The organism is Streptomyces sp. NPDC021080 (assembly GCF_044333225.1).
In the GTDB taxonomy this organism is placed as follows: domain Bacteria; phylum Actinomycetota; class Actinomycetes; order Streptomycetales; family Streptomycetaceae; genus Streptomyces.
The window spans coordinates 21,211-38,059 of the sequence record NZ_JBIRQM010000023.1 but is presented as its reverse complement, the minus strand read 5'-3'; the positions used below and the strand labels follow the sequence as shown (position 1 = coordinate 38,059).

Genomic DNA, 16,849 nt, shown 5'->3' with positions numbered 1-16,849 from the left:
GGATTTCCGGCGCAGGACCTAGCCCACCTTGTTCATCCGGGCCACCGGGTCCCCCGCCTCGGGGTTGTCCGTCTCGTAGGTGAGGTCGCTGCCGACCGGCGTCAGCCGGACCTCGTGCCGGCCCTTGGTGCAGACGTCGCGGTTGGACTCCGAGGCCACGCTCGTGGCGACGATCTGCTTCTTCGTGACCTTCTTCAGCACGAGGACGTCGTCGCAGATGCCGCCGATCTGGTCGGTCTGCCGGAAGGTGCCCAACTCCTGTCCCACGGCCGCCCGGTGGACGGTGACGCGGAACGTGCCCATGGGAAGGGTGCCGTTGAGGCCGAGGCCGTCGCCCTCCCAGGTGCCGAGGTAGGAGGCCGGGACCGTCGACAGCTGCCCGCCCGGATCGGAGGCGCTCTTCGTCGGAGCCGGTGCCGGGGCGCTCCCCGTGGAGCCCGGTTCCTTCGTGACCGCGCCCGGTCCCGTGGCGGAGACGCTCCGGCTCGCCGTGGCCGACGGACGCCCGCCCGCCACGTTCCCCTCGTCCTTGTCACCGCCCGGCAGCAGGTCGAAGAGGAACGCGGATCCCACGGTCACCGCCGCCAGCGCTCCCGCGACGGCCAGCGCGACCGTACAGCTCATCCTGCGGCCCTGCCCGCCGGCCCCGGGCGCGGAGGTCGCCGCCACGCTGACGGAGACCTTGCCCGGCCGGTCCGGCGTCCGCGGGGCCGCCGTCCCCTCGTGGTGCACGGCGTCCCGGGGCCCGGCCGCCCGTCCGTCGCCCTGCCCCGGTACGTACGCAGGCATCGTGGGCGGTGGCCCGAAGCCCGGCGGAGGCGGCCCGAAGCCTCCCCCCGGTCCCGGCGTCCCGGCCGTCCCCCCGGACACCGCCGCCCCGGATGCCGACGCGCCGGAGCCGGAGCCGAATCCGGAACCGGAGCCGGTCCCGAAGCCGGAGCCGGAGCCGGTCCCGGCGGGTTGACCGCCCTGGCCCCCTCGGCCCGCCTCCACCGAGGGACTGCTGAAACCCAACGGCCCGGAGAGCGGCGCCTGCGCGGCTCCCGTGGCCTCGAGGTTCAGCAGCTGTACGGCACTTCGGCTCACCCGCTCGACCAGGGAGCCCGGCAGCCAGCCCGCCGACACCAGCCGGGCGGCGCCCTGCGGAGCGAGCCGGACGGCCACCTCGCCCGGAGTGGGCCGCGCCGCGGGCTCCTTGGCCAGGCAGGCCGCCACCAGCTCGCGCAACTCGCCTTCCAGAGAGCCGAGTCGCGGTTCCTCGTGCACCACTTTGTAGAGGAGGGAGGCGGAGGAGTCGCCGGGGAAGGGCGGCTCGCCGGTGGCCGCGTACGCGAGGACCGCGCCGAGCGAGAAGACGTCCGCGGCTCCCGTGACGCCCTTGCCGAGGATCTGCTCCGGGGACATGTAGCCCGGAGAACCGACGGAGACCCCCGTCGAGGTCAGTGAGGCGGTGCCGTCCGTGGCCCGCGCGATGCCGAAGTCGATCAGGAGCGGGCCGTCGAGGGTGAGCAGCACGTTGGAGGGTTTGACGTCCCGGTGGACGAGACCGAGCGCGTGGACCGCCGTGAGCGCCTCGGCCAGACCCGCGCCGAGGACGCGCGCGGAATGGACCGGCAGCGGTCCGCCGTCGGCGATCGCCGACGTGAGGGAGGGTCCGGCCGCGTAGCCGGTGGCGACCCAGGGGACCGGCGCCTCCGGGTCCGCGTCCAGGACGGGCGCCGTCCATGCGCCGCCCACCCGCCGCGCGGCCTCCACCTCGCGGCGGAAGCGGGCGCGGAACTCCTCGTCGAGCGCGAAGTGCGGATGCACGATCTTGACCGCGACCGTACGTCCGCCGGCGCTGCGCCCCAGATACACGCGCCCCATGCCGCCGGACCCCAGCCGGCCGAGCAGCCGGTAGGGCCCCACGGCCGTGGGTTCGTCGGCTCCGAGCGGCTGCATGGCACTCACGGTTCCCCCTCCCCCGTACACACTGCCCAGCAGCGTAGTGCCGTGCGCGCCCCCGGCCCCGAAACTACCGGGACCGGGCCGGCCGGTGCCTCAGGGCTGCAGGAGCCGTACGTTCACGTCCGCCGGGAAGCCGGTCGTGGAGCCGACCCGGCGCGCGAACTCCCGTACGGCCTCCAGCTGCGGGCCGCCGAAGCGGAAGTCGAGCGTCGTGAAGTACTGCTCCAGGACCGTCTCGTCGAACTCCTCCCACCGGGCCGCCTGCTCGGCGACCTTGGAGACCTCGTCCAGGGACAGGTCCCGGGAGGCGAGGAAGGCCTGGTGCACCTTGCGGGTGACGAGCGGCTCGCGCTCCAGGTAGTCGCGCCGGGCGGCCCACACGGCGAAGACGAACGGCAGGCCCGTCCACTCCTTCCACAGCGCGCCGAGGTCGTGCACCTGGAGCCCGTACTTCGGCCCGTCGAGCAGGTTGGCACGCAGCGCCGCGTCGCCGATGAGGACGGCGGCGTCGGCCTCCTGCATCATCAGGCTCAGATCGGGCGGGCACGTGTAGTACGAGGGCGTCACGCCGACCTTCTCGGCCAGCAGCAGCTGGGCGAGCCGCACGGAGGTGCGCGAGGTCGAACCGAGGGCGACGCGGGCGCCGTCCAGCTGGTCGAGGGGGACCTGCGAGACGATCACGCAGGACATCACGGGACCGTCGCAGCCCACCGCGATGTCGGGAAAGGCGACGAGGTCGTCGGCGTGCTTGAGGAACTCGACGAGCGTGATGGGCCCGATGTCGAGATCCCCTCGCACCAGCTGCTCGCTGAGCTTCTCGGGGGTGTCCTTGGTGAGCTCGAAGTCGAGGAGCGTGCCCGTTCTCGCGAGCCCCCAGTACAGGGGCAGGCAGTTCAGGAACTGGATGTGGCCGACGCGCGGCCGGGTGCGAGAATTGTCCACATCGCGAGGCTAGACCCCATGCGATACCGTGCAGGCTTCAGGGTCGGCGTGTGCGGGTGGAAACCATCCCGACCTCTCGTGTCAACCGTCGTGACACCTTGCAGTCAACGCACGTCAGGCCGCTGAGCGGCGCGGACCACCCGTCCGGATGACGTGATCTTCGCCTCTATTGCTTTCGGCTGCCTGCGTGCTAGGCTCGCCGCAAGTTGCAGTTTGGTTTCCCTTGCAGTACAGAGCCTGCGGAGCATGTGACCGCGGGCTCTCGTCGTTTTCAGACGTATGCAGTTGTTTACACAATCGCAGGTTCTGGAGCAGGGCAACCCTTTGGGCCCAAGGAGGGCTTATGGCTACCGGAACCGTGAAGTGGTTCAACGCCGAAAAGGGCTTTGGTTTCATTGCCCAGGAAGGCGGCGGCCCGGACGTCTTCGTCCACTACTCCGCGATCAACGCGAACGGTTTCCGTTCGCTCGAAGAGAACCAGTCGGTTTCCTTCGACGTCACGCAGGGTCCGAAGGGCCCGCAGGCGGAGAACGTCACTCCGCTCTAAGCCTGCGGCTCCATGAGCCCAAAGCTTTGATCCGGAACGGATAGCAGTACCCAAGGAGCCCCGCGCCAGCCGGCAGCGGGGCTCCTGCCTTTCCTCCCCCGCGTTTCCTCCCCCGTGTTTTCTCCCCCGCGCCCGCCGTCGCGTTCCGCCGCCCCGCTCACACGTGCTGCATCACGAGCACGAACGTCGTCCCGGGTTCCAGCGCCTCGTACGTGTGCGGCACATCGCCCCGGTAGGCCATGTAGTCACCGGGACCGAGTTCGGCCTCCTCGCCGCGCGGCCCCGCTTTCAGGCACCCCGTGGCCACGATCAGATGCTCCACGGTTCCCGGGATGTGCGGGTCCGACTCCCGTGCCGCGCCCGGCTCCACCCGCAGGTGGTAGATGTCGCGCCGGGCCCCCGGCGGGCTCGCGGAGAGCAGGGTCGCGGCGTACGTGGCCCGCTCCGAGCGGACGGTCGGCCCCTGCCCGGCACGGATCACCTGGACGGCCGGGGCCGGCGGCTCGACCAGCGCGCTGAACGGTACGCCGAGGGCGACACTCAGCGCCCACAGCGTCTCCACGCTCGGATTGCCGCTCGCCGACTCCAGCTGGGACAGCGTGGACTTCGCGATCCCGGCACGCTTGGCCAGCTCGGACAGCGAGAGGCCGGCCCGGACGCGTTCGCGGCGCAGGGACGCGGCGATCCAGTCGAGCGGGAGGCGGGCCGGAGGGGCACCGGAACCGTCATCGGTCATGTCGTTCGCTCCATCGGTCCGATCGTTCTCCTTGACGAACGATACGCTTCCTGTTCATTGTAGAGAACATGCGTTCGCTGCTCCGATCACCACGCACCCTCCGGCTCGGCACACGACACGGCACCCGGCTCGGCACACGGCACGGTTCGCGCCCTCGCACTCCCTCCCCCTCCCCCTCCCGCGACCCGCGTCTGCTGCGGGACGTGGGGCTCGTCTGCCTCGCCGGCGGGATCGTCGGCGTCTCCTTCGGGGCGATCGCCGTCGCGGGCGGGCTGCCGGTGTGGGTGCCGGTGGTGATGTCGCTGCTGGTGTACGCGGGCTCCGCCCAGTTCAGCGCCGTCGGAATACTCCTCGCCGGAGGCGGACCGTTCGCCGCGGCGGCCACCGGGCTCCTGCTCAACACCCGTACGGTGGCCTTCGGTCTCGCGGTCGCCGACGTCATCGGGCCGGGCCGCGTCACCCGCTGGATCGGCGCCCATCTGGTGACCGACGAGACCGTCGCCTTCACCCTCGCCCAGCCGGATCCCGCCCGCCGCCGGACCGCCTTCTGGATCTCGGGGCTCGGGCTCTACGCCTCCTGGAACCTGTGCGTCCTCCTCGGCGCCCTCGCCGGAGGCGCGCTGGGCGACACCGGGCGCTACGGACTGGACGCCGCGTTCCCCGCGGTGCTCGTGGCCCTGGTCCTGCCGGCCCTGCGCGAGGACGCGGCCCTGCGGCGGGCCGCGCTCGCCGGAGCCGTGGTGGCACTCGCGCTGACGCCGTTCGTCCCGGTGGGGGTGCCCGTACTGACGGCCCTGACCGGGCTGCTGCTCCTGCGCGGGAGGGCGGCATGAGCGGCACGACGGCGACGCTCGCCGCCGTGCTCGCCCTCGCCGCCGGGACGTACGCGTTCCGGCTGGTCGGGCCGCTGCTGCACGGGCGGGTCGAACTCTCCGCCCGGGTACGGACGTTGCTGTCCGCGGGAGCGGTGGTCCTGCTCGTCTCGCTGCTCGCGACGGGCACGCTCACCGAGGCCCACGCCTTCGCGGGATGGGCCCGGCCCGCCGGAGTGCTGGCAGGAGGCGTACTGGCCTGGCGGAGAGCCCCGTTCGCGGTCGTGGTGCTGGGAGCCGCGGCCGCGACGGCGGGACTGCGGATGGCCGGAGTCGGCTAACCGACGTCGTACAGGCCCTCTATCTCCCTGCTGAAGTCCTTCTCGATCGCCGCGCGCCGCAGCTTCATGGAGGGGGTGAGGTGACCGGCCTCCTCGGTGAAGTCGACGGGCAGGACGGTGAAGCGGCGGATGGATTCGGGGCGCGAGACCAGCCGGTTGGCCTCGTCGACCGCGCGCTGCAGGATGGCCAGCAACTCGGGGTCGTCCATGACGAGTTCGGGCGGTACCGGGTGCTTGCCGTTCATCCGGCGCCAGTGGGCGATGCCCTCGGGGTCGAGGGTGATGAGGGCGGAGACGAACGGGCGGCGGTCGCCCAGGACCATGCACTGGGCGATCAGTGGATGGGAGCGGAGAAAGTCCTGCAGCGGCGCCGGGGCGACGTTCTTGCCGCCCGCGGTGATCAGGATCTCCTTCTTGCGGCCGGTGATGGCGAGATAGCCGCCGTCGTCCAGTTCCCCGATGTCGCCGGTGGCGAACCAGCCGTCCGGGGCGGCGTCGACGACCCCGCCCGCGTGCGGGTCCCAGTAGCCGCGGAAGACCTGCGCGCCGCACAGCAGCACCTCCCCGTCGGCGGCGATCCGCACCCGGGTGCCCGGCAGGGGCCGGCCGACCGTGCCGAGGCGCGGCTTCTGCGGAGGCGTGACGGTCGCGGCGGCCGTGGTCTCCGTCAGCCCGTACCCCTCGAAGATCTCGATCCCGGCCCCCGCGTAGAAGGCGGCGAGCCTGCGGCCGAGCGGGGACCCGCCGCAGATGGCGTGCCGGACCCTGCCGCCGAGGGCACCCCGGATGCGGCGGTAGACCAGGGGGTCGTACAGGGCGCGGGCCATGCGCAGGGAGCGGCTCGGACCGGGACCGGTGCCGTGCTGCCTGGCCTCGACGGCCTCGCCGTACTTCTGGGCGATCCGGGCCGCCCGGTCGAAGGACGAACCGCGGCCCATCCGTTCGGCCGTGGCGCGGCCGGTGTTGAAGACCTTCTCCAGGACGTACGGGATGGCGAGCAGGAAGGTCGGCCTGAACGAGGCCAGATCTGCGAGGAGTTCCTCGGTCCGAAGGCTCGGCGCGTGGCCGAGCTTCACCCGCGCGCGCAGACAGGCCACGGCCACCATGCGGCCGAAGACGTGCGAGAGGGGGAGGAAGAGCAGGGTGGAAGCGGGTTCCCGGTCACGGGACTTGAAGATCGGATAGAGCAGTTCGACGGCGTTGTCGACCTCGGCGAAGAAGTTGCCGTGGGTCAGGACGCAGCCTTTGGGGCGGCCGGTGGTGCCCGAGGTGTAGATGAGGGTGGCGAGCGTGTCCGGGCCCAGCATCCCGCGCCGTACGGCCACTTCCTGGTCCGGGATGTCGCGGCCGAGTTCCGCGAGCCGCTCCACGTGCCCCTTCTCGAAGACCCACACGTGCCGCAGATCGGGGATGTGGTCCCGCTCGGGGCCGAGCGCCGCCGCCTGCCCCACGGACTCCACGGCGAGCGCGACGGCCCCCGAGTCCTGGAGGATCCAGCGGGTCTGGAAGACCGAGGAGGTCGGGTAGACGGGCACGGTGACCAGGCCCGCGGCCCAGGCGGCGAAGTCGAGGAGCGTCCATTCGTACGTCGTCCGGGCCATGATGGCGATCCGGTCGCCCGGCACGAGCCCCTCCGCGATCAGCCCCTTGGCCACCGCCAGGACCTCGTCCGCGAACTCGGCGGCGCTCACGTCCCGCCAGTCCTCGCCGTCCGGCGTCTTCCGGCTGAGGACCGGCTCCAGCGGGGCGGCGTCCGCGTTGTCGAAGGGGATGTCCGCGAGGGAGCCGTGTGTCACCCGGCCCGCGATCGGCGGCACCGCGACCTCGCGCACGACACCGTCCAGCCGCTTGATCTCGGGCTCCGGGAGGACGGGGGCGGAGTCGTACGAGTACGGGCTGGACACGGGGCGGCTCCTTGTCGGCCGGAGGCCGGGGCGGGTGCAAGGCGTGTTCGGGCTCGGCGGGGCGCACGGTGCGCTTCCTCATACGGCCCTGGGGAGTGGGGGGTTCAGGGGTCTTCGCAACCCGGTGAGACGGGGATCCTACGGCGCCGAAGTGTGGGGTTTGTGACGCTTTGCCGCAGGCTAGGTGCGAGTTACCCGGGGTAGCTGTGCCCTTTTCCACCCCGGCGGACCCGACACCGGCGACTCCGGCGACCCCGGCACGGGGATGCCCGGCACACCGGTACCCGGGCCCCCGCGAGCCGGCGCCGGACACCTCGCTCCCGGAAGACCTCCGCACTCCATCTCGACCCCGCCCTCCCCCTGACGTAGCCTTACCCTCGGTAACTTACTCCAGAGTAAATTAATGCCCGCCCGGACGTCCGGACAATCCCCTTCCCGGAAGACCGCGCCACACCCCCGGTACGACAGGTCCCGCCCGCCGAGAGCCGCACCTTCCCGTCCGCCTGGAGACTCCGATGCGCACTCAGCCGCCCGTCCGCCCCGAGCCCGGGTCACGGACCCGCACCCTCGCCTCTCCTCCCTCCCTCCTCCCGCTGCTGGCCCGCGGCGCCCTGCTCTCCCCCTTCAAGCGGCCCCGCCCCGACGCCCCCGTCCCCGCCACCCGGCTCGTCCTCCCCGGGGTGCGGATCGACCTCGCGCACCTCGCCGCCTACGAGCGGGCGTGCGGGTTCCCGACCGGCGCGGACGCCCTCCCGGTCACGTATCCGCACGTGCTCGCCTTCCCGCAGGCGATGCGGATCATGGCGGGGCGCGCGTTCCCGCTCCCGCTGCTCGGACTGGTGCACACCTCGATCGAGATCACCCGGCATCAGGAGTCCACCGCGACGGCGGAGTACGAACTCGACGTGCTGGTCGAGAAGGTGGCGCCGCACCGAAGGGGCACGGAGGCGACGGTGCTGACCGGGGCACGGGTCGACGACGGGCTCGTATGGGAGTCGCGCAGCACCTACCTCGCCCGGCACAGGCCCCGGAACCAGGACGCGGACCCCGGGACCCCGCCGAGCGTCCCGCGGCCCTCCGCCGGAGGACCCGAACCGCTGCCCGCGCTCACCGAGTGGCACCTCGCCCCGGACGTCGGGCGCCGCTACGCCACCGTCTCGGGAGACCGCAATCCCATCCATCTGCACCCGCTCACCGCCCGCCCCTTCGGCTTCCCGCGTGCCGTCGCGCACGGCATGTGGACGGTCGCCCGCTGCCTCGCCGAGTACGGGCCGCGGCAAGCGGTCCGGGTCCGGGCCGAGTTCAGGGCGCCGGTGCTGCTGCCGGGGACGGTCACCTACGCCGAGCGGGGGCCGTCGTTCGAGCTCCGCTCGGGCGACCGGGTCCATCTGAGGGGCGACGTACGGCCGCTCGCGCGAGACGCGTGAATTCCGGGCGAACAGCGCATGGCGAAAGCCCCTCGCCGCGCATCGCCGCCTCCGTCAACTCCCAGCTGGTAAGGCTGTGTCGAGAAAGCTCTCATAGTGCGCACCCAGCGCACCAAGGTGCTTTCAAGCAGCCGCTCATCCCACGCTCAGACACCGTTCCTAGCCTCGGTCCACTCCCCCCGGCCGGCCAGGAAAGGCTCCCGAACCATGCCGCCCAGACGTATCGCCGTCATCGCCGACTCCGACACCCGCTGGAAGTGGGGCGCGTCCGTCGCCCGGCAGATCGCTCCCGGGCACGCCCTCGACGCGCTCTTCCTGCGCACCCGGGCCACCCCGACGGAGCGCCAGCTGACGGAGATCGGGATCGTGCCGGACACCCGGCGCGAGGTCACGGTGGCGGAACTGGTCGACGACGAGGAGCTCGCCGCCGCGGACGTGGTGGTCCTGGCCACGGTCGGCGGCACGACCCTCGCGCTCGCCCACGGCCTGGGAATCGCGTGGGAGGGCCGGGAGCGGCGGCCGGTCACGGTCACCGGCTATGTCGGGGTCGTGTACGAGAAGATGGTCGACGGGCTGATGACCCGGGCCGGCACCGACCTCGTCCTCGCCAACAGCGCGTACGACGCGGACCGTTTCCGTGCCGCGTTCACGAGTGTCGGCGTCGACCCGGACTCGGTGGTGGAGTGCGCGCTGCCCTTCCTCGGCGGGGAGCCGTACGCGCCGTCCACGCAGCGGCCGTTCACCCTCACCTTCGCCGTGCAGCCGTCGGTGCCCAGGGGCCGGGAGTCCCGGCTCGGGCTGCTGGAGCGGGCGGCGGCCCACGCGCGGGCGCACCCCGAGCGGCTGGTGCTGATGAAACTGCGCAGTCTCCCTGGGGAGCACACCACACACGTCGAGGCCGATCCGTACCAGCTGCTGGTCGGGCAACTGGCCGAGCCGGCCCCGCCCAACCTGCGGCTCGTCTACGGCAACATGGGCGAAGTACTGGACCGCACCGACCTGTTGGTGACCGTCAGCTCGACGGCCGCCCTGGAGTCGATGCACCGCGGCATCCCGACCGCGATCCTCACCGACTTCGGGGTCCGCGAGGCGCACGGCAACCACTACTTCGTGCACTCGGGCTGCCTCGCGTCCTGGGACGACCTGGACGCCGGCGCGGCGCCCCGCGTCGACCCGGTCTGGGCGGCGCGGCAGGGCGTCGGCAAGAGCGATCCGTACGCCGCCGCCCGCGCCCGGCTCACCGCACTGTCGGCGGCGGGCCCGCTTCCGGCGCTGCGGCCGTACTACTCCCCGCGGCGGGCGGGGGCGTACCTCGGCGGCATCCTGGAGCGCAACGGCCTCGACGAGAAGGGCAGGCCACTGGCGCTCGCGCCGGGCGCGGGCGGCACGGGCCCGCTGCGGACGGTGGTCCGCCGGGTGGCGCGCAGCGGCGCCAAGTCCCTCTACCGCGTGGGCCGCGAGCGGGTCGCCCCGACGCTGCGCCGCTGGAGCCGGAACTGACCCCGGCCGATCCCGGCCGACCCCAGTGAGCCCCGGCCGACCCGGTAGGTCCGGGTCGGCCCCGGCCGGCACGGGCAGGCCCACGTGACCCCGGCCGGCACGGGTCGGCGCCGCCGGTCGGAGGTGTCAGAGCTCCGCGGTGGTCTGGGACGGGATGCCCGGGGGCGGCGGGGACCAGGGGCGGCCCTGCATGAGGGTGCCGAGGCCCGCCCAGGCGAAGTTCATCAGGGTGGCGGCGGCCTGCCGGGCCGAGACGCCCGGGGTGGCATTGGCCCACGCGGCCATCGACTCGGCGGCACCGACCAGCGCCTCCGCGAGCCCGGCGACCTCCCGGGCGGGCAGGGACGGGTCGCGGTGCGCCTCGCGCGCGGCGACGACGATCAACTGTGTGACGAACCGGACCAGTTCCTCGCGCATCGCGAAGACCTCGGCGGCGAAGGGTTCACCGTGTGTACGGGCCTGGAGGTGCAGGACCGACCAGCCGTCCGGGTTCTCGGCGGTGTGGGTGAAGAACGCCCGCAGCCCTTCCCAGAGTCGGCGGTCCGCGGGCAGTTCGGGGCGGACCCCGGCGCGGACCGCCGCGGTGAGCGCCTCGGCCTCACGCCGGATGCACGCGGTGAACAGGTCTTCCTTCGAGTTCAGGTACAGATACACCAACGGCTTGGACACGCCCGCCAGTTCGGCGATCTCGTCCATCGACGCGGCCCGGTACCCACGCTGTCCGAAGGTCCGTACGGCGGCGTCCAGCATCTGCTGTTCGCGCACCGCACGCGGCATCCGCTTGTTCTTCACAGCACCCATGCGCCAAGCCTACGAGGGGCCACGGCGCGGCCGGGCGCGGAGCGGAATCAGGAAGTCTGGTTCGCGGCGCCCTGTGCGGCCTCGTCCACGGCGGCGTCCTCCTGGCTGCGGTTGCGGTCCAGGTTCGCCCGGGCGCGGTCCACGCGGGCGACGACCTCCTCCGAGGCGCGGTCGCGCGCGCCGCGCAGGACGACGAAGCTGATCGGCGCGGAGATCACCATGGCCAGCAGGACGACCCACATGTAGTTGGAGTCGCCGAGGCCGCGCGGGGCGATGCCCGAGTAGACGAGGCCCCAGACGACCACGAGGCAGCCCACGAAGATCCCAAGGCGCATCAGTGTGTAGCGGAGCATCTCAATCCACTCTTCCGTTTCGAACGGTCCCAAAGACTCCGTCCAGTGAAGCACGCCGGGACGTCGATCTTGCAGGGGGTCCTCGGTCGGGGAGCGCGGGGCCCCTCAGCCGCGACGGGCGAGGGGCAGCAGCATGGTGATGTCGTCCCGGTCGTCGCCGGGCGCGACACGGATCGCGCCGGGCACCCGCCCGACCTCCTTGTAACCGCAGGAGCCGTAGAAGCGCTCGAGCCCCTCGCCGCCCCGGCAGGTCAGCCGGATCGCGTCGATGCCGTCGAGGCGGCCCGCCGCCTCCTCGGCGGCGGCGAGCAGGTCCCGGCCGTACCCCTTGCCCTGGTGCCGGGGGTGCACCATCACGGTGTACAGCCAGAGCCAGTGCCTCATCAGCCGGTGGGTGTTGAGCGTGAGGAAGGCGGTCGCGGCGACGGCGCCCTCCTCGTCCCGGCCGACCAGGAGTCTGGTGCGGCCCTCCGCCATGGCGGCGAAGTGCTTCACCAGCTCGGGGCGTACGTCACCGGCGGCCACCGGCGGCACGAAGCCGACGGAACCGCCCGCGTTGGAGACGTCCACCCAGAGGTCGACGACACCGTCCCTCAGTTCGGGGGTGACCGCCGGGTCCAGCTCGAAGACCAGCGCCACGTCAGACCCGCATGGCCTGCGGGGTCTCGCGGCGCTCCGGGTCCGGTCCGTCGTACTCGCGGATGATCTCGTACCGCGTGTTGCGCTCCACCGGGCGGAAGCCCGCGTCCCGGATGAGGTCCAGCAGGTCCTCGCGGGTCAGCTTGTTCGGGGTGCCGTAGTTGTCGGCGTCGTGCGTGATCTTGTACTCGACGACCGAGCCGTCCATGTCGTCGGCGCCGTGCTGGAGCGCGAGCTGGGCGGTCTGGACGCCGTGCATGACCCAGAAGACCTTGACGTGCGGGACGTTGTCGAAGAGCAGCCGGGAGACCGCGAAGGTCTTCAGCGCCTCGGCACCCGTCGCCATCTGGGTGCGCGCCTGGAGGCGGTTCCTGACCTTGCCGTCCTTCATGTCCACGAAGTCGTGCTGGTAGCGCAGCGGGATGAAGACCTGGAAGCCGCCGGTCTCGTCCTGGAGCTCACGCAGCCTGAGCACGTGGTCGACCCGGTGCCGGGGCTCCTCGATGTGCCCGTACAGCATCGTGCACGGGGTCTTGAGACCCTTCTCGTGCGCGAGGCGGTGGATGCGCGACCAGTCCTCCCAGTGGGTGCGGTGGTCGACGATGTGCTGCCGGACCTCCCAGTCGAAGATCTCCGCGCCGCCGCCGGTCAGCGACTCCAGACCGGCCTCGATCAGCTCGTCGAGGATCTCCGAGGCCGACAGCCCCGAGATGGTCTCGAAGTGGTGGATCTCCGTCGCGGTGAACGCCTTCAGCGAGACGTCCGGCAGGGCCTTCTTCAGCTCGCTCAGCGAGCGCGGGTAGTACCGCCAGGGCAGGCTCGGGTGCAGGCCGTTGACGATGTGCAGCTCGGTGAGGTTCTCGCCCTCCATCGCCTTGGCGAGCTTGACCGCCTCCTCGATGCGCATCGTGTACGCGTCCTTCTCGCCCGGCTTGCGCTGGAACGAGCAGTACGCGCAGGACGCGGTGCACACGTTCGTCATGTTGAGGTGACGGTTGACGTTGAAGTGGACGACGTCGCCGTTCTTCCGCGTGCGCACCTCGTGCGCGAGCCCGCCGAGCCAGGCCAGGTCGTCCGACTCGTACAGCGCGATGCCGTCCTCGCGGGACAGCCGCTCACCGGCCCGGACCTTGTCCTCCAGCTCGCGCTTGAGCCCGACATCCATGCGATTACCTCTCCCTGTGACGAACGCTGCCAACCGTACTCCCCGCCCTGCCGACGAAAGGCCCCCACCTGGGCCTTTCGCCCCCCGGGGTGTGCCTACTCCTCTTCGGGCAGCTCTCCGACCCGGTTCTCCCACTTGGTGGAGAGGACGATCGTCGTACGGGTACGGGAGACTCCCTTGGTCCCGGACAGGCGCCGGATGGTCTTCTCCAGTCCGTCGACGTCGCTGGAGCGCACCTTGAGCATGAACGAGTCGTCGCCCGCGATGAACCAGCAGTCCTCGATCTCGCTGAGGTCGCGCAGCCGCCGGGCCACGTCCTCGTGGTCGGCCGCGTCGGACAGCGAGATGCCGATCAGGGCGGTGACACCGAGACCGAGCGAGGCCGAGTCGACCGTCGCGCGGTACCCGGTGATGACACCGGCCGCCTCCAGCCGGTTGATGCGGTCGGTGACACTGGGTCCCGACAGACCGACGAGGCGCCCCAGCTCCGCGTAGGAGGCCCGGCCGTTCTCCCTCAGGGCCTGGATGAGCTGCCTGTCCACCGCGTCCATGCGATCGAAGCCTTCCGCTGAAAAGGTCTGAGAAGTCTTGAGAATCTTGCGAGTCTAGGGGGTGACGTCCCGGGAACCGCTCCCGAGTTCGCCCTTCCACCGGCGGTAGAGGCCGTGTTCGACGCCCGCCGCGTCGAGGACCCGCCCTGCGACGAAGTCCACCAGGTCCTGGATGTGCGTGGCACCCGCGTAGAACGCCGGCGAGGCGGGCACCACGATCGCGCCCGCGTCGTCCAGGGAGACCAGGTGACGCAGCGTCTGCCCGTTCAGCGGGGTCTCCCGTACGGCGACGACCAGCCGCCGTCCTTCCTTGAGGGTGACACTCGCGGCCCGCTGCAGCAGATCCTTGGAGAGGCCGAGGGCGACTCCGGCCACGCAGGCGGTGGACGCGGGCACGATCAGCATGCCCTCGGCCGGGTACGAGCCCGACGAGGGACCGGCCGCCAGGTCGCCCGCGCTCCAGTGCCGTACGCCGTCGAGGTGCTCCTCGGGGACGTCGAAGGTGCCGGGCTTGCCGTCGGCGCCCCGCTCCAGCCACGCGCGCAGGTCGCCCCGCCAGTGGGCGTCGCGGAACGGGAGGCCGGTCTCGTCGAGCAGCGTGAGCCGTGAGGCCCTGCTGACGACCAGGTCGACGCTCTCCCCCGCATCCAGCAGTGAACGCAGCACCGCGGCCGCGTACGGCGTACCGGACGCGCCGGACACCCCCACGATCCAAGGCCGGCGCTGCGTCTGTCCTGGCTTCATGATGTCGAGCCTATCCGGCCACCGGCCATGGTCAGACCGTCAGCCCGCGCACCAGCAGGTCGAGCAGGGCACACACGAACAGGGCGATGCCGATGAAGCCGTTGACCTGGAAGAACGCCCGGTTCAGCCGGCTCAGGTCGTTCGGCTTCACGATGGAGTGCTCGTAGAGGAAGGCACCCGCCACGATCACCAGACCCAGCCAGAAGAAGGCGCCGGCGCCGGTGGCCACCCCGTACCAGACGAAGAGCGCCGTCGTCACCGCGTGGCAGACCCGGGCACCCCGGACCGCGGCCGGGATGCCGAAGCGGGCCGGCACGGACATCACACCGATCTCGCGGTCCGTCTCGACGTCCTGGCAGGCGTAGATCAGGTCGAAGCCGCCGATCCAGACGCCCACCGCGAGACCGAGGACGACCGCGTCCCAGGACCAGGTGCCGGTGACGGCGATCCAGGCGCCGACCGGGCCCATCGCCTGGGCGAGCCCCAGGATGGCCTGCGGGAAGTTCGTGAACCGCTTGCCGTACGGGTAGACGACCATCGGGATGACCGCGATGGGCGCCAGCGCCAGGCACAGCGGGTTGAGCAGGGCCGCGGCGGCGAGGAAGACCACCAGGGCGACCAGCGCGCCGGTCCAGGCGTGCTTCACGCTCATCGCGCCGGTGACCAGTTCACGCTGGGCCGTACGGGGGTTGCGGGCGTCGATCTCGCGGTCGATGATCCGGTTCGCCGCCATGGCGAAGGTGCGCAGGCCCACCATCGCGACGGTCACGAGGAGCAGCTTTCCCCAGTGGATGTTCTTGTCGGCCTCGTACATCGCGGTGAGCGCCGCGATGTAGGCGAAGGGCAGCGCGAACACCGAGTGCTCGATCATGACGAGGCGCAGGAACGCCTTGGTGCGGCCCGGCTGCGGAAGCGCCGCGGAAGCTGAACTCACAGCCCGTACTCCTTCCAACGGCGGTCGACCGTCGCCGCCGTCTGCGGGTCGGACAGCACCATCTCGGGCCAGCCGCCGTCCCGGGTGTAGCCCTCCTCGGGCCACTTCCTCGTCGCGTCGATGCCCGCCTTGCCGCCCCAGAACTGCTGGTAGGAGGCGTGGTCGAGGTGGTCGACCGGGCCTTCGACGACGGTGAGGTCACGGGCGTAGTCCGTGTTGCCGAGGGCGCGCCAGGCGACCTCGTGCAGATCGTGGACGTCGCAGTCCGCGTCGACGACCACGATGAGCTTCGTCAGGGACATCATGTGGGCGCCCCAGACGGCGTGCATCACCTTCTGGGCGTGCTTGGGGTACTTCTTGTCGATCGCGACGATCGCGCAGTTGTGGAAACCGCCCGCCTCCGGCAGGTGGTAGTCCACGATGTCCGGCACGATGATCTTCAGCAGCGGGAGGAAGAACCGCTCCGTCGCCCGGCCGAGGGGGCCGTCCTCCGTCGGGGGCCGCCCCACCACGATGGACTGGAGCAGCGGCCGCCTGCGCATCGTCACGCAGTCGATGGTCAGCGCCGGGAACGGCTCCTGCGGGGTGTAGAACCCGGTGTGGTCGCCGAACGGCCCCTCGGGCAGCATCTCGCCCGGCTCCAGCCAGCCCTCCAGGACGACCTCGGCGTTGGCGGGCACCTGGAGCGGGACGGTCTTGCAGTCGACCATCTCGATCCGCTTGCCCTGGAGGAACCCCGCGAAGAGGTACTCGTCGATGTCACCGGGCAGCGGGGCGGTGGAGGCGTAGGTGACGGCGGGCGGGCAGCCGAAGGCGATCGCCACGGGCAGCCGCTCGCCCCTGCGGGCCGCGACCTGGTAGTGGTTGCGGCTGTCCTTGTGGATCTGCCAGTGCATGCCGATCGTGCGCTTGTCGTGGCGCTGCAGCCGGTAGAGACCGAGGTTGCGGATGCCGGACTCGGGGTCCTTGGTGTGGGTGAGCCCGAGGTTGAAGAAGGAGCCGCCGTCGTCGGGCCAGGTGAACAGGGCGGGCAGGGCGTCGAGGTCGACGTCGTCGCCCCGCAGCACCACCTCCTGCACCGGCGCGTCCTTGACCTTCTTCGGCGGTACGTGCGTCATCGCGCCGAGCTTGCCGAAGGCCTCGCGCACGCCGACGAAGCCGTGCGGCAGCTCGGGCTTCAGCAACCCGCCGATCTTCTCGGAGATCTCGCCGTACGACTTCAGCCCGAGGGCCTTCAGCAGGCGCCGGTCGGTGCCGAAGACGTTCATCGCGAGGGGCATGGCGGAGCCCTTCACGTTCTCGAAGAGGAGCGCGGGCCCGCCGGCCTTCTGTACCCGGTCGACGATCTCCCCGACCTCCAGGTACGGATCCACCTCGGCCTTGATGCGCTTGAGGTCTCCCTCGCGCTCCAGCGCCCTGAGCAGGGAGCGAAGATCGTCGTAAGCCATGTGTCCAAGTATCGGCCACCCGCTAATCTGTGCCCGTCACCGGGGGGCCTGTGCCGCC

The 16,849-nt window shown here is 71.6% G+C and carries 17 protein-coding genes; 5 read left to right on the top strand and 12 right to left on the bottom strand.

The window, feature by feature from the left end; genetic code table 11:
* Window positions 1–18 precede the first annotated feature (18 nt).
* Together ACH4S8_RS39365 and ACH4S8_RS39360 are read right to left on the bottom strand one after the other, a co-directional pair.
* Window positions 19–1,941, bottom strand: coding sequence for a serine/threonine-protein kinase (locus ACH4S8_RS39365; protein ID WP_398403222.1), 1,923 nt, complete (start codon window positions 1,939–1,941; stop codon window positions 19–21).
* Window positions 1,942–2,040: 99 nt separating this feature from the next.
* The gene (locus ACH4S8_RS39360) at window positions 2,041–2,889 is read right to left on the bottom strand and encodes a menaquinone biosynthetic enzyme MqnA/MqnD family protein (RefSeq protein WP_398403093.1); all 849 of its coding nucleotides are present in this window, start codon (window positions 2,887–2,889) and stop codon (window positions 2,041–2,043) included.
* A gap of 343 nt (window positions 2,890–3,232) precedes the next feature.
* On the opposite strand from ACH4S8_RS39360, the gene ACH4S8_RS39355 reads away from it, so the two are divergent.
* Window positions 3,233–3,436 carry a cold-shock protein gene (locus ACH4S8_RS39355; protein WP_037627265.1) on the top strand — a complete coding sequence of 68 codons (204 nt, stop codon included), beginning with the start codon at window positions 3,233–3,235 and terminating at the stop codon, window positions 3,434–3,436.
* Between the two features lie 157 nt (window positions 3,437–3,593).
* On the opposite strand, the gene ACH4S8_RS39350 is transcribed toward ACH4S8_RS39355, so the two are convergent.
* Entirely contained in the window at window positions 3,594–4,172 is a 579-nt protein-coding gene (locus ACH4S8_RS39350; RefSeq protein WP_398403090.1) for a helix-turn-helix domain-containing protein, read from the bottom strand.
* A gap of 68 nt (window positions 4,173–4,240) precedes the next feature.
* On the opposite strand from ACH4S8_RS39350, the gene ACH4S8_RS39345 reads away from it, so the two are divergent.
* Together ACH4S8_RS39345 and ACH4S8_RS39340 are read left to right on the top strand one after the other, a co-directional pair.
* Entirely contained in the window at window positions 4,241–5,005 is a 765-nt protein-coding gene (locus tag ACH4S8_RS39345; RefSeq protein ID WP_398403088.1) for an AzlC family ABC transporter permease, read from the top strand.
* Window positions 5,002–5,325, top strand: a complete 324-nt coding sequence (locus tag ACH4S8_RS39340) for an AzlD domain-containing protein (RefSeq protein WP_398403086.1) — start codon at window positions 5,002–5,004, stop codon at window positions 5,323–5,325. The genes ACH4S8_RS39345 and ACH4S8_RS39340 overlap by 4 nt, the downstream gene beginning before the upstream one ends.
* Here the strand turns inward: ACH4S8_RS39340 and ACH4S8_RS39335 are convergent.
* Window positions 5,322–7,229 (bottom strand): AMP-dependent synthetase/ligase, encoded by a 1,908-nt coding sequence (locus ACH4S8_RS39335; RefSeq protein ID WP_398403084.1) that lies wholly within the window; start codon window positions 7,227–7,229, stop codon window positions 5,322–5,324. The genes ACH4S8_RS39340 and ACH4S8_RS39335 overlap by 4 nt on opposite strands.
* A 515-nt stretch (window positions 7,230–7,744) precedes the next feature.
* Here ACH4S8_RS39335 and ACH4S8_RS39330 point away from each other — a divergent pair.
* On the top strand, window positions 7,745–8,656 hold the full coding sequence (locus ACH4S8_RS39330) for a MaoC family dehydratase (RefSeq protein WP_398403082.1): 912 nt from the start codon (window positions 7,745–7,747) through the stop codon (window positions 8,654–8,656).
* A 207-nt stretch (window positions 8,657–8,863) separates the two neighbouring features.
* On the top strand, window positions 8,864–10,156 hold the full coding sequence (locus tag ACH4S8_RS39325; RefSeq protein WP_398403080.1) for a DUF6716 putative glycosyltransferase: 1,293 nt from the start codon (window positions 8,864–8,866) through the stop codon (window positions 10,154–10,156).
* 126 nt (window positions 10,157–10,282) lie between these two features.
* On the opposite strand, the gene ACH4S8_RS39320 is transcribed toward ACH4S8_RS39325, so the two are convergent.
* From ACH4S8_RS39320 to ACH4S8_RS39285, 8 genes are all read right to left on the bottom strand, one after another.
* The gene (locus tag ACH4S8_RS39320) at window positions 10,283–10,957 is read right to left on the bottom strand and encodes a TetR/AcrR family transcriptional regulator (RefSeq protein WP_398403078.1); all 675 of its coding nucleotides are present in this window, start codon (window positions 10,955–10,957) and stop codon (window positions 10,283–10,285) included.
* Window positions 10,958–11,004: 47 nt separating this feature from the next.
* Window positions 11,005–11,310 (bottom strand): DUF4229 domain-containing protein, encoded by a 306-nt coding sequence (locus ACH4S8_RS39315; protein ID WP_398403076.1) that lies wholly within the window; start codon window positions 11,308–11,310, stop codon window positions 11,005–11,007.
* Window positions 11,311–11,415: 105 nt separating this feature from the next.
* A complete protein-coding gene (locus tag ACH4S8_RS39310) occupies window positions 11,416–11,949 on the bottom strand; it encodes a GNAT family N-acetyltransferase (RefSeq protein WP_398403074.1) in 534 nt (177 codons plus the stop codon).
* Between the two features lies 1 nt (window position 11,950).
* Window positions 11,951–13,114, bottom strand: coding sequence for an aminofutalosine synthase MqnE (mqnE, locus tag ACH4S8_RS39305; RefSeq protein ID WP_398403072.1), 1,164 nt, complete (start codon window positions 13,112–13,114; stop codon window positions 11,951–11,953).
* 95 nt (window positions 13,115–13,209) lie between these two features.
* Window positions 13,210–13,665: an Lrp/AsnC family transcriptional regulator gene (locus ACH4S8_RS39300; protein ID WP_266761447.1), complete on the bottom strand. Its 456-nt coding sequence runs from the start codon at window positions 13,663–13,665 to the stop codon at window positions 13,210–13,212.
* A gap of 54 nt (window positions 13,666–13,719) precedes the next feature.
* Complete coding sequence (locus ACH4S8_RS39295) at window positions 13,720–14,409, bottom strand: UbiX family flavin prenyltransferase (protein WP_398403069.1); 690 nt, start codon at window positions 14,407–14,409, stop codon at window positions 13,720–13,722.
* 31 nt (window positions 14,410–14,440) lie between these two features.
* Entirely contained in the window at window positions 14,441–15,343 is a 903-nt protein-coding gene (mqnP, locus tag ACH4S8_RS39290; RefSeq protein WP_398403067.1) for a menaquinone biosynthesis prenyltransferase MqnP, read from the bottom strand.
* Window positions 15,340–16,791, bottom strand: a complete 1,452-nt coding sequence (locus ACH4S8_RS39285; protein ID WP_398403065.1) for a menaquinone biosynthesis decarboxylase — start codon at window positions 16,789–16,791, stop codon at window positions 15,340–15,342. The genes mqnP and ACH4S8_RS39285 overlap by 4 nt, the downstream gene beginning before the upstream one ends.
* Window positions 16,792–16,849 lie beyond the last annotated feature (58 nt).

What these genes read in the sequence shown, in the direction of transcription:
- ACH4S8_RS39365 (WP_398403222.1), bottom strand. Translation starts at nt 1,941, where the DNA reads ATGCAGCCGCTCGGAGCCGACGAACCCACGGCCGTGGGGCCCTACCGG.
- ACH4S8_RS39355 (WP_037627265.1), top strand. Translation starts at nt 3,233, where the DNA reads ATGGCTACCGGAACCGTGAAGTGGTTCAACGCCGAAAAGGGCTTTGGT.
- ACH4S8_RS39350 (WP_398403090.1), bottom strand. Translation starts at nt 4,172, where the DNA reads ATGACCGATGACGGTTCCGGTGCCCCTCCGGCCCGCCTCCCGCTCGAC.
- ACH4S8_RS39345 (WP_398403088.1), top strand. Translation starts at nt 4,241, where the DNA reads ATGCGTTCGCTGCTCCGATCACCACGCACCCTCCGGCTCGGCACACGA.
- ACH4S8_RS39340 (WP_398403086.1), top strand. Translation starts at nt 5,002, where the DNA reads ATGAGCGGCACGACGGCGACGCTCGCCGCCGTGCTCGCCCTCGCCGCC.
- ACH4S8_RS39330 (WP_398403082.1), top strand. Translation starts at nt 7,745, where the DNA reads ATGCGCACTCAGCCGCCCGTCCGCCCCGAGCCCGGGTCACGGACCCGC.
- ACH4S8_RS39325 (WP_398403080.1), top strand. Translation starts at nt 8,864, where the DNA reads ATGCCGCCCAGACGTATCGCCGTCATCGCCGACTCCGACACCCGCTGG.
- ACH4S8_RS39320 (WP_398403078.1), bottom strand. Translation starts at nt 10,957, where the DNA reads ATGGGTGCTGTGAAGAACAAGCGGATGCCGCGTGCGGTGCGCGAACAG.
- ACH4S8_RS39315 (WP_398403076.1), bottom strand. Translation starts at nt 11,310, where the DNA reads ATGCTCCGCTACACACTGATGCGCCTTGGGATCTTCGTGGGCTGCCTC.
- mqnE (WP_398403072.1), bottom strand. Translation starts at nt 13,114, where the DNA reads ATGGATGTCGGGCTCAAGCGCGAGCTGGAGGACAAGGTCCGGGCCGGT.
- ACH4S8_RS39300 (WP_266761447.1), bottom strand. Translation starts at nt 13,665, where the DNA reads ATGGACGCGGTGGACAGGCAGCTCATCCAGGCCCTGAGGGAGAACGGC.
- ACH4S8_RS39295 (WP_398403069.1), bottom strand. Translation starts at nt 14,409, where the DNA reads ATGAAGCCAGGACAGACGCAGCGCCGGCCTTGGATCGTGGGGGTGTCC.
- ACH4S8_RS39285 (WP_398403065.1), bottom strand. Translation starts at nt 16,791, where the DNA reads ATGGCTTACGACGATCTTCGCTCCCTGCTCAGGGCGCTGGAGCGCGAG.